The 13,875-nt window shown below is 58.8% G+C and carries 11 protein-coding genes and 1 pseudogene; 9 read left to right on the top strand and 3 right to left on the bottom strand.

Translation table 11 applies throughout. The features are described from left to right. The first annotated feature begins 53 nt into the window (after window positions 1-53). From E5554_RS05330 to E5554_RS05315, 4 genes are all read left to right on the top strand, one after another. Entirely contained in the window at window positions 54-239 is a 186-nt protein-coding gene (locus E5554_RS05330; protein WP_004209658.1) for a YdcH family protein, read from the top strand. A 210-nt stretch (window positions 240-449) separates the two neighbouring features. Then, window positions 450-638: a hypothetical protein gene (locus E5554_RS05325; protein ID WP_004209657.1), complete on the top strand. Its 189-nt coding sequence runs from the start codon at window positions 450-452 to the stop codon at window positions 636-638. A 268-nt stretch (window positions 639-906) separates the two neighbouring features. Further along, a complete protein-coding gene (locus tag E5554_RS05320) occupies window positions 907-1,308 on the top strand; it encodes a DUF1905 domain-containing protein (protein WP_136186177.1) in 402 nt (133 codons plus the stop codon). Window positions 1,309-1,589: 281 nt separating this feature from the next. After that, window positions 1,590-2,231, top strand: coding sequence for a response regulator transcription factor (locus E5554_RS05315; protein ID WP_004209656.1), 642 nt, complete (start codon window positions 1,590-1,592; stop codon window positions 2,229-2,231). Between the two features lie 105 nt (window positions 2,232-2,336). Here the strand turns inward: E5554_RS05315 and E5554_RS05310 are convergent. Then, window positions 2,337-3,055: pseudogene (locus E5554_RS05310) on the bottom strand (transposase); the annotation flags it as partial. A 516-nt stretch (window positions 3,056-3,571) separates the two neighbouring features. Between E5554_RS05310 and E5554_RS05305 the strand changes: the two are divergent. From E5554_RS05305 to E5554_RS05290, 4 genes are all read left to right on the top strand, one after another. Continuing rightward, complete coding sequence (locus E5554_RS05305; RefSeq protein WP_230588662.1) at window positions 3,572-4,030, top strand: RNA polymerase sigma factor; 459 nt, start codon at window positions 3,572-3,574, stop codon at window positions 4,028-4,030. Next, window positions 4,014-4,952, top strand: a complete 939-nt coding sequence (locus E5554_RS05300; RefSeq protein WP_037512201.1) for a FecR domain-containing protein — start codon at window positions 4,014-4,016, stop codon at window positions 4,950-4,952. The genes E5554_RS05305 and E5554_RS05300 overlap by 17 nt, the downstream gene beginning before the upstream one ends. 128 nt (window positions 4,953-5,080) lie before the next feature. Next, window positions 5,081-7,990 (top strand): TonB-dependent receptor, encoded by a 2,910-nt coding sequence (locus E5554_RS05295; RefSeq protein WP_247594383.1) that lies wholly within the window; start codon window positions 5,081-5,083, stop codon window positions 7,988-7,990. A 29-nt stretch (window positions 7,991-8,019) separates the two neighbouring features. Then, window positions 8,020-9,627 carry an FAD-dependent oxidoreductase gene (locus E5554_RS05290; protein ID WP_136186175.1) on the top strand — a complete coding sequence of 536 codons (1,608 nt, stop codon included), beginning with the start codon at window positions 8,020-8,022 and terminating at the stop codon, window positions 9,625-9,627. Between the two features lie 71 nt (window positions 9,628-9,698). On the opposite strand, the gene E5554_RS05285 is transcribed toward E5554_RS05290, so the two are convergent. Then, on the bottom strand, window positions 9,699-11,186 hold the full coding sequence (locus tag E5554_RS05285; protein WP_122928857.1) for a phytoene desaturase: 1,488 nt from the start codon (window positions 11,184-11,186) through the stop codon (window positions 9,699-9,701). Between the two features lie 136 nt (window positions 11,187-11,322). Between E5554_RS05285 and ispH the strand changes: the two genes are divergently transcribed. Beyond that, window positions 11,323-13,191, top strand: coding sequence for a 4-hydroxy-3-methylbut-2-enyl diphosphate reductase (gene ispH, locus E5554_RS05280; RefSeq protein ID WP_136186174.1), 1,869 nt, complete (start codon window positions 11,323-11,325; stop codon window positions 13,189-13,191). Here ispH and E5554_RS05275 read toward each other — a convergent pair. Beyond that, entirely contained in the window at window positions 13,188-13,802 is a 615-nt protein-coding gene (locus E5554_RS05275) for a PAS domain-containing protein (RefSeq protein WP_048939287.1), read from the bottom strand. The genes ispH and E5554_RS05275 overlap by 4 nt on opposite strands. Between the last annotated feature and the right edge of the window lie 73 nt (window positions 13,803-13,875).

The raw sequence follows: 13,875 nt of genomic DNA, 5'->3' as shown, positions 1-13,875 counted from the left end.
ACGAAGGGCCCGGCTGCGGCCGGGCCCCATCATCGAACATGAGGAACTCGACGATGAACGACCACTATCTGCGCTACCTCGAGCGCGAACATGCGCGTCTCGAAGCCGAAATCCGCGAAGAGGAGAAGCGTCTCCATCCGCGCCATTTCCTGATCGGCCGGCTCAAGAAACTGAAGCTGGCGGTCAAGGACCAGATGGCGGCCTGCTCGGGTCACGCGGAAGAGCGCGAAGCCGCTTGAGCGAGAGTCCGATGCGGACGATCCGCGCAAGTGCCCGCCGCTTACCGGCAGCGAGCTTTTGCCGGAAACCCGATGGCGCCCATCTGCGTTCCATGGTCGTCCGCCCCGTTCGCGGAAGCTCGCGAGGATGGACAGGGGAGCCTCGAGCCAGCCGCCGGGGCTCCTTTCTCTGTCAGCAACAATCTATGGGACAGGCCAAGGAACCTGGCGATGCACTGGCGCGTAACGAAACGGCTGCCTGCAGCTGGCGAGAGTGGCCGGCGACACACTATCGTCCAGATGGAAAGGGGCGAGGAAATCGATTTCATCCTGGATAGTGGTCTTGCCGTCACGCGCCGCACCGATGGCTCATTCCTGATCGATGAAACGGGAGAAGTCCTCCAGCCGATCGATGCCTGACCCTTTCTCGAAACGCATGAAACGTCACGGCACCCGCGAATCGCGGGAGGATTTCCGATAGCGCGCATCTGGTGGCAGCTACTCGTCCGGCTGAAGCGCGATCTTGACCTCGCGCGTAGCTTGCCCCCGCTGGAGGGTGACCCGCACGTTGGCGCCGACCTCGAAGTCGTCCAGTCGCGCGAGGAGCGCGCCGATAGTGCCTACTGGTTTAGACGAAACGATAGCGCAAGATCGGGTTGCATCAAACGAGCGCACAGCCAATGATCGAGTGGCGCAAACGAACGATGGCCCAACAGACCCTGAGCTGATCCGCTTCCTGCGCGAGGAACTGGGCGGAGACGTCTCACCCGACGAAACAGTTTGGGAGCATGCCGGTCCTATCTGGTTGTGGCGCGGGGAAGGCAAGGATGGCCAGCCGTCATTTCTGACGATCGACGGCTACGTCGCGGAAGCCATCCGTGTAGCATCGTCTGGTCACTCAGCGGCTTGGGGATCAGTCTATGTAGAGGCTGCCATCAGCAAAACTTGTTGGCGCACATCGGTTTTTCCGAGCAAGGCCCGCCAAGGCTACATGCTACCCATCAAGGCGAGCGTGAGAAAAGCAGAAAAGCTGGCCGAAGGCGACTTGATCACGGTACGCATTATCCTATCCAAGGGACCATCACGCTAAAAATGAGCGCTCGACCTGAGGGAAGTTGGTCGCGAGCCGCTGGAAAAACGGAAGATCTGCGCCTGAGGAGCCGAACTCTGTCTCTGAAGGTATAATTTGGGTCGGCGGTAGACGCCGATTTCAATCTTAGCTTCAGTATCAAGGACGGAGAGCAGGGAAGAAAAATGCTCAGTCCGCTGTGATTTTAGGAGATTGCAGCGAGTCTAAAGCGAATTTACCATCCAGAGCATGGCGGCCGTTCGAGGGCAATCGATTGGGCCCGCCTGGGAGAGTTCGTCACGATGATTGACCGCGCTAAGATATTGGTGATCGACGATAGCATAGAGATGCGAAACGTCCTGTGCCGGCTTCTGCGGAAAGATTCCCGCTTCGAAGTTGTCGAAGAAGGAGTAGATTGCGTACATGGTGTTGCTATGGCGCGCGATTACGCCCCCGACATCGCTATTCTTGATTGCCCTCCCCCTTTGAAGAATGAGCTGCACTACGCAACGCAATTGAGACAGGTTACTCCCTCCATCTACATCGCGATGTTCACTCTGCAGCGTAGCAAAACCACAATTGCCAGCGCCCTGAGTGCAGGCTGCAAAGCGTATTTCTCAAAAATTGAAGGGCCGTCGGTTTGGCAGCAGGCGATGGACCATGCCCTCAAAGGCGAACCCTTCTTTTCAGGAGAAGCGAGCGAGTTCCTGGTCGAGCGCGTGCTGGACGAAAGCGTAATCCCGCTGCGGCGGCTTACCCCACGACAGCGTCAGATTGTTCAGCAGATCGCTGAAGGGCGGCGAAACACGGAAATCGCTGAAGTTTTGGGCATGAGCGTCAAAACCGTGGAGGCACATCGCCTGGAAGCGATGAAACGCCTCGACTTACGAAATGTGGCAGACCTTGTTCGATATGCGATTCGCAATTGCATCATTGAACCATGATCAACGCTAGCTCACCGAAATTCCGCCCCTCAGGGCAGTAGAAAGCTGAGTGTAGAACGCTTCCTGGACATGTAGCAGTTAAGGGATCAGCCGCCGTCGCTGCAGCTCACCTACCAGGCACAGGTTCTCCCGGCAGCAATCATCATTGATGGCCAAGATCCTGAACTTGCGTGAGGCACCGAACGTGTCGGAGACAAAGTCCATCGACCAGCGCGAACCCGGAACCAGCGGCACGGGCATCGGTGTGCGGCTGCCACGCGCCCGTTTGCGCCCACGACGGCGGCGAACCGACAATCCTTCCTCACGATACAGCCGGTAGAGCTTCTTGTGGTTCATAGTCATCCCCTGGCGTTCCAGCATGATGCCGATCCGGCGATAGCCAAAGCGACGGCGCTGGCCTGCGACCTCACGCATCGCAGTCCGGATGGCTCCGTGGTCCGGCGGGCGTTCGCGCCGGACCATTTTGGGATCGACACCGATCAGGACGCAGGCCCGGCGCTGGGAAATCGGATAGAGCCCCAGCACCTTGAGCACCGCGTCTCGCCGCAAACCTGGTGTCGTCAGACTTTTCCCAACAGATCCTTCAGGATCACATTGTCGAGCATGCTGTCGGCCAGCAATCGCTTGAGCTTGCCGTTCTCCTCCTCAAGCTGGCGGAGCCGGCGGGCATCGGACACTTCCATCCCGCCGTACTTGCCCTTCAGCTTGTAAAACGTCGCCGTGCTCAGCCCATGCTTCCGACAAATCTCGACCGTCGGTAGCCCGGACTCCTGCTCCTTGATCATCCCGATGATCTGCGCCTCAGTAAAACGGCGCTTCCTCATGCGTCTGCTCCTTCTCGTGGACAGACTCTACATCAGAATGAGGGATCTTTCGGGGGGCAGGTCAGTCTGCATCATGTCACCGGGAATAATTATCTTCGACACGGCCCTAATGGATCATGCTTCCAGAGTACGGCAATTGGGATATGTCCGATAGTTACCGCAATTTATCGGATTATCATCTCCCTTTGCAATTCATTGATCTCACATGAGCGCTTGGAACCTACAATCCGCTGAAAGAAGCGAAAAAATCCCATCGGGTGGCAGCGAAGGATCGGGATAGTCAGTCAGTTTTTGCGGAGATTGTTCGAGTATGTGCACCTATCGGCGCGTATCTGTTTCTCCGCCACAAAATTGCTTTAACCGTGACGGAAATGCCTCTTCCATGGCTCTTGGCAACGAGAGAGGAGAGAAACTACGGAACGCGACGCGCTTGCCAGATGGGTAGCACGGGAAATTCTGCCCCATGAACGTGACCTGCGGAGCTGGTTGCGGCGGCGTGTGCTTGCGGCGGCCGATGTGGAGGATATCGTGCAGGAATGCTATTGCCGTCTGGCCCAGCTGCCCGATGTCGCGCATGTTGCCGTGCCGCGCGCCTATCTTTTCACGATGGCGCGACACATATTGCAACGACAGGTGGAGCGGGCGCGGGTGGTTCGCATCGAGACTGCGTCCGGCATTGATGGTTGGGAAGAGGAAGGTGATCCTCTGACGCCCGAGCGCTTCGCGCAGGGACGCCAGGAATTGGCCAGGGTACAGGCGGCGCTGGCACAGCTGTCCGACCGTGCCCGCCGGATCTTCATCATGCGCAGGGTCGAGGGCTTGAGCCAGAAGATGATTGCCCAGACGCTGGGCATCAGCGAAACCATTGTCGAGAATGAGGCGAGCCGCGGCTTGAGAACCATTCTTCGCACATTGACCGAGCCCGAACAGGAACAGCCTTCGAGCAGCGGAGGTGTCCATGCGCGAAAGCATTGACGAGGCAGCTGCCAACTGGGCCATGCGCCATCCCTTGGATGCGCATCAACAGGCCGCTCTTGACGCATGGCTCGCACAGGACCGGCTCCATGCCGGGGCGCTGCTGCGTGCGCAGGCTGCCCTGGCCCTGGCGGAGGAAGCGCTTGTTGCCGACGCCGGGCCGGAGCACGGCTCCCATTGGACGCGGCGTCGATGGATGGCGGCCGGGGTCGGTGGTGCCATGGCGGCGGCGATCGCGGGCATGGTCGGGTTTTCGCGCTGGACGGGGGAGCATATCGCGACCGAGCGCGGTGAAATTCGGCGTCTTCCGCTCGAAGATGGTTCGGTCGCAACGATCGACAGTGGTAGCGACCTGCGGGTTGCCCTCGACGAGGAAAGCCGACGCGTCACGCTGGCAAAAGGTCAGGCCTGGTTTCAGGTTGCAAAGGACCGACGGCGTCCCTTCATCGTCGATGCCGGCATTGCGCAGGCAAGGGCGATCGGCACGGCCTTTTCCGTCAGTCGGACCGAAAATGGCGTGCAGATTGCCGTGACCGAGGGGATCGTGGCAACCTGGGCCCGTAACGGGGCAGGGGCCATGACCATCCTCAGGGCCGGGGATTTTGCGACCTTCGAGCGGGGCGCGCTGGTTCCCGCCACTGGCAATTCACCGCAGGCGATAGAGAGGTCGCTCGCCTGGCGAGCGGGTGAAATCGCGCTCGAAGGGGACACATTGTCTGACGCCATTGCCCGGTTCAATCGCTACAACAAGCAGCAATTGGTGCTGTCCGACCCAAGCCTTGCCAATGAGAAGCTGGTCGGCCTGTTCCGGATCGATAATCCGGCAGGTTTTGCGCGGACCCTGGCCATTTCCCTCGATATTTCGGTAAGTATGACAGCCGAGGAAATTCGCCTTTCGCGAAAAAAGATCGCAGGCAGCTGACGGAAAACCGACCCGCCCGTCTCTTGATGGTCGAGAGCGCACCAGAAAACAGGGCGCCAGACAGGGGAGGATGTATGATAGCTTCGCGCGACTATTTTATGTTGGCTTCAGCCAGCCTGGCCTGGAGCATGGCTTCGCCTGCAGAGGCGGCGGCCCAGGTCCGGCGATTCGATATCCCCGCGCAACCGGCGCGCACCGGCATCCCGCTCTTTGCCAGACAGGCGGGTATCGAAATATTGGTGTCGGCCCCCACAGCTGAGGGTGTCACCATTTCCGGCATCAAAGGGGCAATGGATGTGTCGCAGGCGCTTCAGCGCCTGCTTGCAGGCACGGATCTCGTCATGGTCAGGGTCGGCAGCGCCATCGTGCTCAAGCGAGGCAAGGTCGGTCCGACCCCGGCAGCCGCTTTCACCATGATGCCGGCCGGTGAGCCCAATCCACAGGGGAGTGAAGCGGCGGGCGCTGCACCAGATGACATTGTCTCTTCCGACAATCAGGCGGCGCAGGACATCATCGTCACCGGCATTCGCGGCTCGTTGCAGCAGTCGATCAATGTGAAGCGCCGCGCCAGCAACATCGTCGATGTCATCACGGCGCAGGATATCGGCAAGCTGCCTGACCAGAATGTCGCTGAATCCATGAGCCGCATCACCGGCGTCCAGATCACGCGGCGCGAAGGCGATGGCTCGAACTTCACCGTCCGCGGCATTTCCCAGAACCGCCTGGAAATCAACGGCCGCACCTTCCTGGGGCCGGGTGCAGGTGGCAGTGCGTCGCTAGAATCGATCAGTCCGGAAATCATCGGCAGCATCGTCGTCTCGAAGTCTCCCACCGCCGACATGCCCGAAGGGGCGCTTGGCGCCACCGTGAACCTCAAGACCAAGCGTCCGCTCGACCTTGACGACCTTGTCATCAGCGGGCGGCTTCAGGGTGCCTATACCGACCAGGCCGATCATCTTGGCTACCGAGGCTCAGCCCTCATCTCGAAGAATTTCGACGATCGCTTCGGCGTCCTTGCCAGCATCGCCTATTCCAACACCCATACCCAGGGACAGTCATTCGATTCCGGCGGCTGGACCCGTACCGATGCCATCGACGGCGATGGTGACGGCGTCGACGACCCCGGCCTGTTCCGGCCGAATCGTTTCATGGCGCGCATCTATGATCGGCGGGAGCAGCGCCTGACGCTCAACAGTTCGCTGCAGTTTCGTCCTGCCGACAATTGGGAGATCATTCTCGACGGCACCTATTCGCGGCTGAAACGGGAACGCAACAGCGCCAATTACCAGATTCTCTTCAATAATAATGACGTCGATGCTGTTGCTGACGAACATGGCACCGTCGTCAGCGGCACCTTCACCGGCGTGACGCTGCGGCCGCTCATCTATGACGAGCCGACCGAGTTCCGATCCACCAATCTTGGTTTCTCGACCAAATATGACGGTGATGTCGTGAAGATGTCGGCGGACGCTTCCTACAGCAAGGGCAAGGGCACGGATGGTGGCCCTGGCGCATCCTTCACCTATGTGGTGGTCCCGCGTGCCGGCAATGTCACCAATGCGAGCTATGATTTCTCGGGGGGCGGCCCGGTGCCCAACCTTTCGCTCGACACCAATTTCGACCGTAACGATCCGGCGCAATATCAGCTGGCATCGATCTTCGATGGCGACAATATCACCAACAACAGCGGCTATGACGGCCGTGTCGATTTCGACATCCGCACCGATTGGGGCTTGCTCAGCTCGATCCAGGTCGGCTCGCGCTACGAGAAGATCAAATTTTATTCGGAATCGCCACAGAGCGTCCCCTCCGCGGCAAGCCTGCTGGCCGTTGGTGACAAGAATGGCGATGGCATCATCACCGTCGATGAGATGCCGGGACTCAATTATGACAATAGCATGAGCAGCTTCTTTCCCGGAGCCTCGGGCGATTTTCCACGCGACTTGCTGACCGGGACCGTGGACAAGGATGTTGCACGCGATGCATTTGGCCTGCCGATCCCTCGTGCCGACACGATCCCGCTTGGTCGCGTGTCGATCCGCGACGTGGATCAGGACACGCTCGCCTTCTATGTCCGGGCCAATTTCAAGAGCGAGGTCGGATCAATGCCGATCACCGGCAATGCGGGAGTGCGCTATATTAGTATCGAGCGCATATCCTCGGGCTATCTGTCGGATACACAGGCAACCGCGTCGAAATCGCGCTTCGACTATTGGTTGCCGAGCGCCAACCTCTCGCTCGAGCTGTCTCCCAGCCTCATGTTCCGCGCTGCCGCTGCCAAGGTGGTCGCGCGTCCCAGCCTCAACGATGTCGGGGTGAGCTTCATTCCATTCATCGTCGCCCGCACGGGATCGCGTGGCAATCCCGCCCTGCGGCCGTTCCAGGCAACGCAATATGATGCCACACTGGAATGGTATTTTGCGCCGTCCAGTGCGCTGACGCTGGCGGGATTCTACAAGGACGTCAGTTCCTTCACCATCAACACGACCCGGCCCGAATTCGTGCCCGGCCTGTCGACGGGGCCGGACGACCTGTTCCAGATTACCCAGCCGGTCAATGGCAAGTCGGGTACCATCAAGGGATTCGAACTGGCCTATCAGCACGCGCTGCGTTTCCTGCCGGCGCCCTTCGACAATCTCGGCATCCAGGCCAATTATACCTTCGTCGACAGCAAGACGCCGCTGGTAGACGAGGCGACCCAACGCGGCCTGCCATTGCCGGGCCTGTCGAAGCATAGCTATAATCTCATCGGCTATTATGAGGACGAGCTGCTGTCCTTCCGGGTCGCCTATATCCACCGAAGCAAATATCTGCAGGGGCAGGGCAGCGCCGCATCGGGCGGCAGCTCCTATATGCAGGCCAGGGGGCAACTCGACGCTTCGGCCCAGATCAACCTCACCAAGACCGTCCGCCTGACGGCTGAGGCCATCAATCTCACCCGGTCCGTCGAACGGCAATATCTCCAGGATCCGGCGCGCCTGCTCAGTTCGCTGCGAGAGGACCGCCGTTTCTTCTTCGGCGTGGCGGCGACTTTCTGATGGCTGGCAGGATCAAGGCGCTTCGCCCCATGCTCGCCGCGGCGCTTCTGCTGGCCGGCGCGACCGACGCCAGCACGGTTGCCCAAACAACGGCGGATATCGTGATATATGGCTGCACCTCGGCCGGCGTCATTGCGGCGGTCGAGGCACGGCGGCTGGGCCGGTCGGTGCTTCTCGTCTGTCGCGACGCCTATGTCGGCGGCATGACGACCAATGGCCTGGGCTGGTCGGACACCGGCAATCATCGCGCCATTGGTGGCCTCTCGCTCGAATTTTATCGGCGGGTGAAGCGTCATTATGATGATCCGGCTGCCTGGACCTTTGCCAGGCGTCCGGAGAACGCCGAGAATTTCGTCAATGACGATGCGATGTGGCAATTCGAGCCCAAGGTGGCTGAGGAGATTTACGAGGCCTGGCTGAAGGAGGCCGGTGTTAATGTCGTTCGATCCCAGCCGATCGATCGGCGGGACGGGGCCGTGGAGGTGCGAGCCGGTCGGGTTGTCGCCTTCCGTTCCGGGACCGGTCGTCGTTTTGCCGGCCGTGTCTTTATTGATGCCAGCTATGAAGGCGATCTGATGGCAGGGGCAGGGGTGGGCTTTGCGGTCGGGCGCGAAGCCAATGCCACCTATGGCGAGACGCTGAACGGCGTCCAGATGGCCAACACGACCAACCATCAGTTTACCCTGGACGTCGATCCCTATGTCATCCCCGGCAAGCCGGGCAGCGGCCTGCTGCCGCGGGTGACGGCAGATCCGATCGCGCCGGACGGCACCGGCGACCATCGCATACAAGCCTATACATTCCGCATGTGCCTGACCGACGTGCCTGCCAACCGCACGCCTTTTCCCAGGCCGCGCCATTATGATCCGCGCCAATATGCGTTGCTCAAACGCTATATGGATGCGGGCTATCGCGACTTTTTCCGCAAATTCGATCGCATTCCCAACGGCAAGACCGACACCAACAATTTCGGTGCCTTCTCCTTCGATGATATCGGCATGAATTACCGCTATCCCGAGGGGACCGACACCGAACGGGCTGCCATCATCCAGGAGCATGTGGACTATCAGCAGGGACTGCTGTGGTTCATGGCAAACGATCCTGGCGTGCCGGCCGAGACGCGCACGGAGATGGCGCGCTGGGGCCTGTGCAAGGATGAATTCACGGCCAATGGCAACTGGCCGCGGGAAGTTTATGTGCGCGAAGCGCGGCGCATGGTTTCGGACTTTGTCATGGCCGAACCGCATCTGCGCGGCACGAAGGCGACGCCCCGGCCGGTCGGCATGGGATCATATAATATGGACTCGCACAATGTCCGGCGGATCGTCGATGCAAGAGGCTTTGCGCGCAACGAAGGGAATATCGAGGTCAGCCCGGAACGCGCCTATCCGATCAGCTATGATGCGATCATCCCGAAGCGCCAGGAAGCAACCAACCTGCTGGTCCCGGTCGCCTTGTCGGCATCGCACATTGCCTATGGCTCGATCCGAATGGAGCCTGTCTTCATGATCCTTGGCCAATCGGCCGCTGCTGCTGCATCCATCGCGATCCGGGAGGGCAGGAGCGTGCAGGATGTCGATTACGTGATGCTGAAACAGCAATTATTGTCCGAGCAGCAGATCTTGGCGCTGGACTGATAACGGATCATCCATAGAGCCTGAGCGATAGAGCTCTGTAGGCCTATAGAACAGCAATGTTCATACGGGCCTCAGGGCCTCCCGGTTTGCATCATGAGCCCTGCAGTCGCTTTGGCACTTCCGACAACGCCCGGGATGCCCGCGCCGGGATGGGTACCTGCTCCTACCAGGAAAAGATTTTCAAATCGGTCATCACGATTATGTGCTCGAAACCAGGCGCTCTGCGTCAGCACCGGTTCCAGACTGAACGCGCTACCAAGATGAGCGTCCAAATCCCTTTGGAAATCTTCCGGCGTATAGTGAAAGCAGATTTCGATCCGATCCTCGATATCGGGGATCAACAGGTCGCGAATGCGGCCTATGATGATTTGGCGATAGCGGTCGCCCTCCTCCGCCCAATTGACTGGCGCAGCGCCCAAATGCGGCACAGGGGCGAGCGCGTACAAGACCGATTTGCCGGCAGGAGCCACGCTTGCGTCACTGGCTCCGGGATTATGCAAATAGATTGACGGGTCCTTCGGCAAGCGGCCCCCCTTGTAAATGTCGTCCAATAAGGGACCGTAGCGATCGGAAAAAAGAATCGAGTGGTGCGCGATTTTTGGAAAATTTCCCTTAATTCCCATATGTAAAACAAAAAGACTGGGAGAAAATCGCTTAGCTTCGAGTGAATGCCTTTTCCTCAATGCGTGAGAAGACCCGACGATCATTTTATAGGTGCTGACAACATCCGCGTTGGAGGCGATCTGATCTGCATGAATGCGACGTCCAGCCTGCGTGATCACGCCAGTTACGCGACGCCCTTTATGTAAAATTTCCCGTACCGGTTCATTCAGCATGAGCGTTCCGCCCAATCGCTCAAAAAGCGCCACCATCCCATCGATGAGTGCGTTGGTGCCGCCAGTCGTCCACCATATTCCTCCCTCCCGCTCCAAGTGGTGGATGAGGGCGTAGATGCCACTCGTGCTCATCGGATTCCCCCCGACCAGCAAAGTGTGGAATGACAGGGCCTGGCGTAGCTTTTCGTTCCCCACGAAGCTCGATACGATTGCATAGACAGACCGCCATGCTTTGTGCCGGGCAAGGGCGGGTGCCGCTTTCAACATGCTCTTGAAATCAAGAAATGGGACAGCACCCAGCTTCACGTAGCCCTCCTGGTAAACTGACCGCGCATAGTCCAGAAACCGGCGGTAGCCTTCGATGTCTTTCGCATCCAGCTTGGCAATCTCTTTTTCCAACAGCGCGTCATCATTGGAATAATCGAACTGTGTGCCATCGTTCCAGACAAGCCTATAAAAGGGGCTCACCGGCTTGAGGGTCACATCCTCATCCATTCGATTGCCTGAAAGCATCCATAATTCTTCCAGGCAGGCCGGATCGGTAATCACGGTCGGACCGGCGTCGAATATGTAACCTTCTCTTTCCCAGCGATAGGCTCGCCCGCCTGGGCGATCGCGTGCCTCAATAAGCGTCGTGCCGATACCGGCACTTTGCAAGCGGATTGCAAGCGCAAGTCCCCCAAAGCCTGATCCGATGACGATTGCAGAAGGCTTTGATGACATCATGTATCGCCTTGGTTTGAGGAATGCTGGTTCAAGGCATCGCTATGGAATTGGTGGAGTGCCACAACCTGTCCAAAGGGGAGTATGGTATTCAAAGCCAAAAACTGAAAATATGTCAGATAGATAGGATGAGGCGATGATCAGCGCACCAGACGATAGAGAAGATCAGGCTTTTTCTCCTGGGCCCAGACGGGTGCTGTTGGCCAATCCGCGTGGCTTTTGCGCTGGCGTACGACGTGCGATTGCAGCCGTTGAGGACGCGCTGCATGTCCATGGTGCTCCTGTCTATGTGCGCCATGCGATCGTGCACAACCGAAGGGTGCTAAAGCAGCTTGAGGAATTAGGCGCCGTTTTTGTCGAGGATGTGAGCGAAATCCCTCAAGGCGCAGTCACGATATTGTCCGCGCATGGAAGTGCAGCCGCCGTGAAAGCGCAGGCGGATCAACGTGGTTTGCGCGTCGTGGATGCCATTTGCCCTTTGGTCGCAAAAATTCATTCCGAGGTCGCTCAATGGAATTCGCAAGGCCGCCACGTCTTGCTCATCGGCCATGCGGACCATCCCGAGATAATCGGAACCACTGGACAATTGCCCCGTGACGCCATTTCGATAGTAGCGGATCTGGCCAGTGTCAGCGCCCTCCCCCTGCCAGATGAAACGCCAGTAGCTTACGCCGTCCAGACGACCTTTTCAGTCGCCGATTCAGCACGATTGATCGAGGCGATAGAGGCTCGATTCTCCAATTGCGTCGGTCCGCGTTCAAGCGATATCTGCTATGCAACCACAAACCGGCAATCTGCTGTGACGCAAATAGCGCCGCGTTGCGATATCATGTTGATTGTTGGAGATCCCACATCTTCGAATGCGCGCCGACTGGTCGAAGCGGCGCTGGCGGCTGATTGTCCGCAGGCATTTCTGATCGAAGATGCTGAAGATTTGGCTCATATTCCTCTGGCGAAAGCCTCTACAATAGGGTTGAGCGCAGCCGCATCCGCCCCGGACGAGGCGATTGAAGAAATATGTTCCTGGCTCGATGGCCTTGGCTTCTTGCGCGAGGAAATGGCTGGACCGGAAGAATCAATCCGATTTCGACCCATTTCAGTGGTAACGACCGAGCAAGCCCCTCCGCATCTGCCCAAGATTCTGGCTGATGATCGTGCAGCAGTCGACACGGTGCTGATGGATGCGATCGGTGACTGTCCCACACGCAATATTCGTCTCGCCGACGCGATGCGCTACGCTGCTACGGCAGGAGGAAAGCGTTTTAGAGCCGCTCTTGCCCTGGCTGTGGCTGAAATGTTGGGGGGTGACCGGGGTTCGGCACTGCGTGTCGCTGCGGCAATTGAGTGCGTTCATGCTCAGTCCCTCGTCCACGACGATTTGCCCTGCATGGACGATGACGATCTTCGGCGAGGACGACCTACCGTTCATCGTCGGTTCGACGAGGCCACAGCGGTCCTGGCGGGCGATGCTCTGCTGGCACTGGCCTTTGAAATTCTCTCTGATCCGCGCACCCATGCCGATGCGGCCGTGCGCAGCGAACTTGTTCTGGGCCTTGCGAAATGCATCGGTCAGGACGGACTTGCCGGCGGTCAGATGATGGATCTGTATCCCGAAGCAGATCTTCCACGAGAAGGGCTCATCGATTGCCTCAATCGGAAAACTGGCGCACTTGTGCGGTTCGCAGTGGAAGCAGGCATGTTGCTGGGCCGAAGCAATGCGCAAACGCGCAGCGCGTTAAAGTCCTATGCTACTGACCTCGGCCTTCTTTTCCAGCTCAGGGACGACCTCCTCGATTCTGAGGGCGATGCAGCCATTGTCGGAAAGGCCGTAAACAAGGACAAAGATAAAAGCCGGGGGACCGGCGTCACGGTCCTGGGAGCAAAAACTACAGCTCTTGAAGTGGAAGCGCTCCTGCGCGCATGCGATAGCGCTCTGGAGCCGTTTGGCATAAGCGCTGCCCGATTGAGGACTTTGGCCCGGTTCGCTGCGCGGCGCGACCTCTAGAGGCCAGCTTCTATCGCAATCCGGATTGCCTCTGCCACCGACCGCACTTCCAAAGTTCGAAGAACGGCAGCGCGGTGCATCTTAACCGTCCGCTCGGTAACCCCCAGCTCGAACGCGATTTGTTTGTTGAGGCGCCCTTGGGCAAGCGCCTCGATTATTTGACGCTGACGGCCACTAAGATTTTCAATTCGCATGCGTGCCTGCTGATGGCGGCTGACCGGCCGATCGTCGATGGCCATCTGAGAACCCAGAAAGAATTCCAGTTCGCCTTCGTCATCGAAAAGCGGCGCAACCATTACAGCGTTGCGAAAAGGGGTGCCGTTTTTACGGTAATTAATCAGTTCGACCATGACAGGTCGCACCTGGGCTACAGCGTCGCGCAACATCTCCGTCTGCTCGGCCTCGGTTCCGGCACCGCGCAGGAACCGGCAGTTTCGGCCTATGACCTCTTCTTGGGAGTAGCCCGTCAACTCAACAAAGGCAGGATTGCAGGCCACGATAGGATTGTCGGCGCGCCGAGGATCGCTGACCACGGCCGCTACCTGGCTGTTGCAAATCAGAGAATTGGGATCCGATATTCTGGTCACTGCAACTCCTTCCCATTTGGTCATATCGCAGAGCCCTGTTCAGTTGACTAGCATGTCCTCTTCGCATCGCTTGCAAGGGGCAGGCGGCCAGTTATTC

Origin of the sequence: Sphingobium sp. PAMC28499 (genome assembly GCF_004795815.1) — a bacterium.
GTDB classification, from domain to species: domain Bacteria; phylum Pseudomonadota; class Alphaproteobacteria; order Sphingomonadales; family Sphingomonadaceae; genus Sphingobium; species Sphingobium yanoikuyae.
This window is presented reverse-complemented; position numbering and strand designations above follow the sequence as displayed.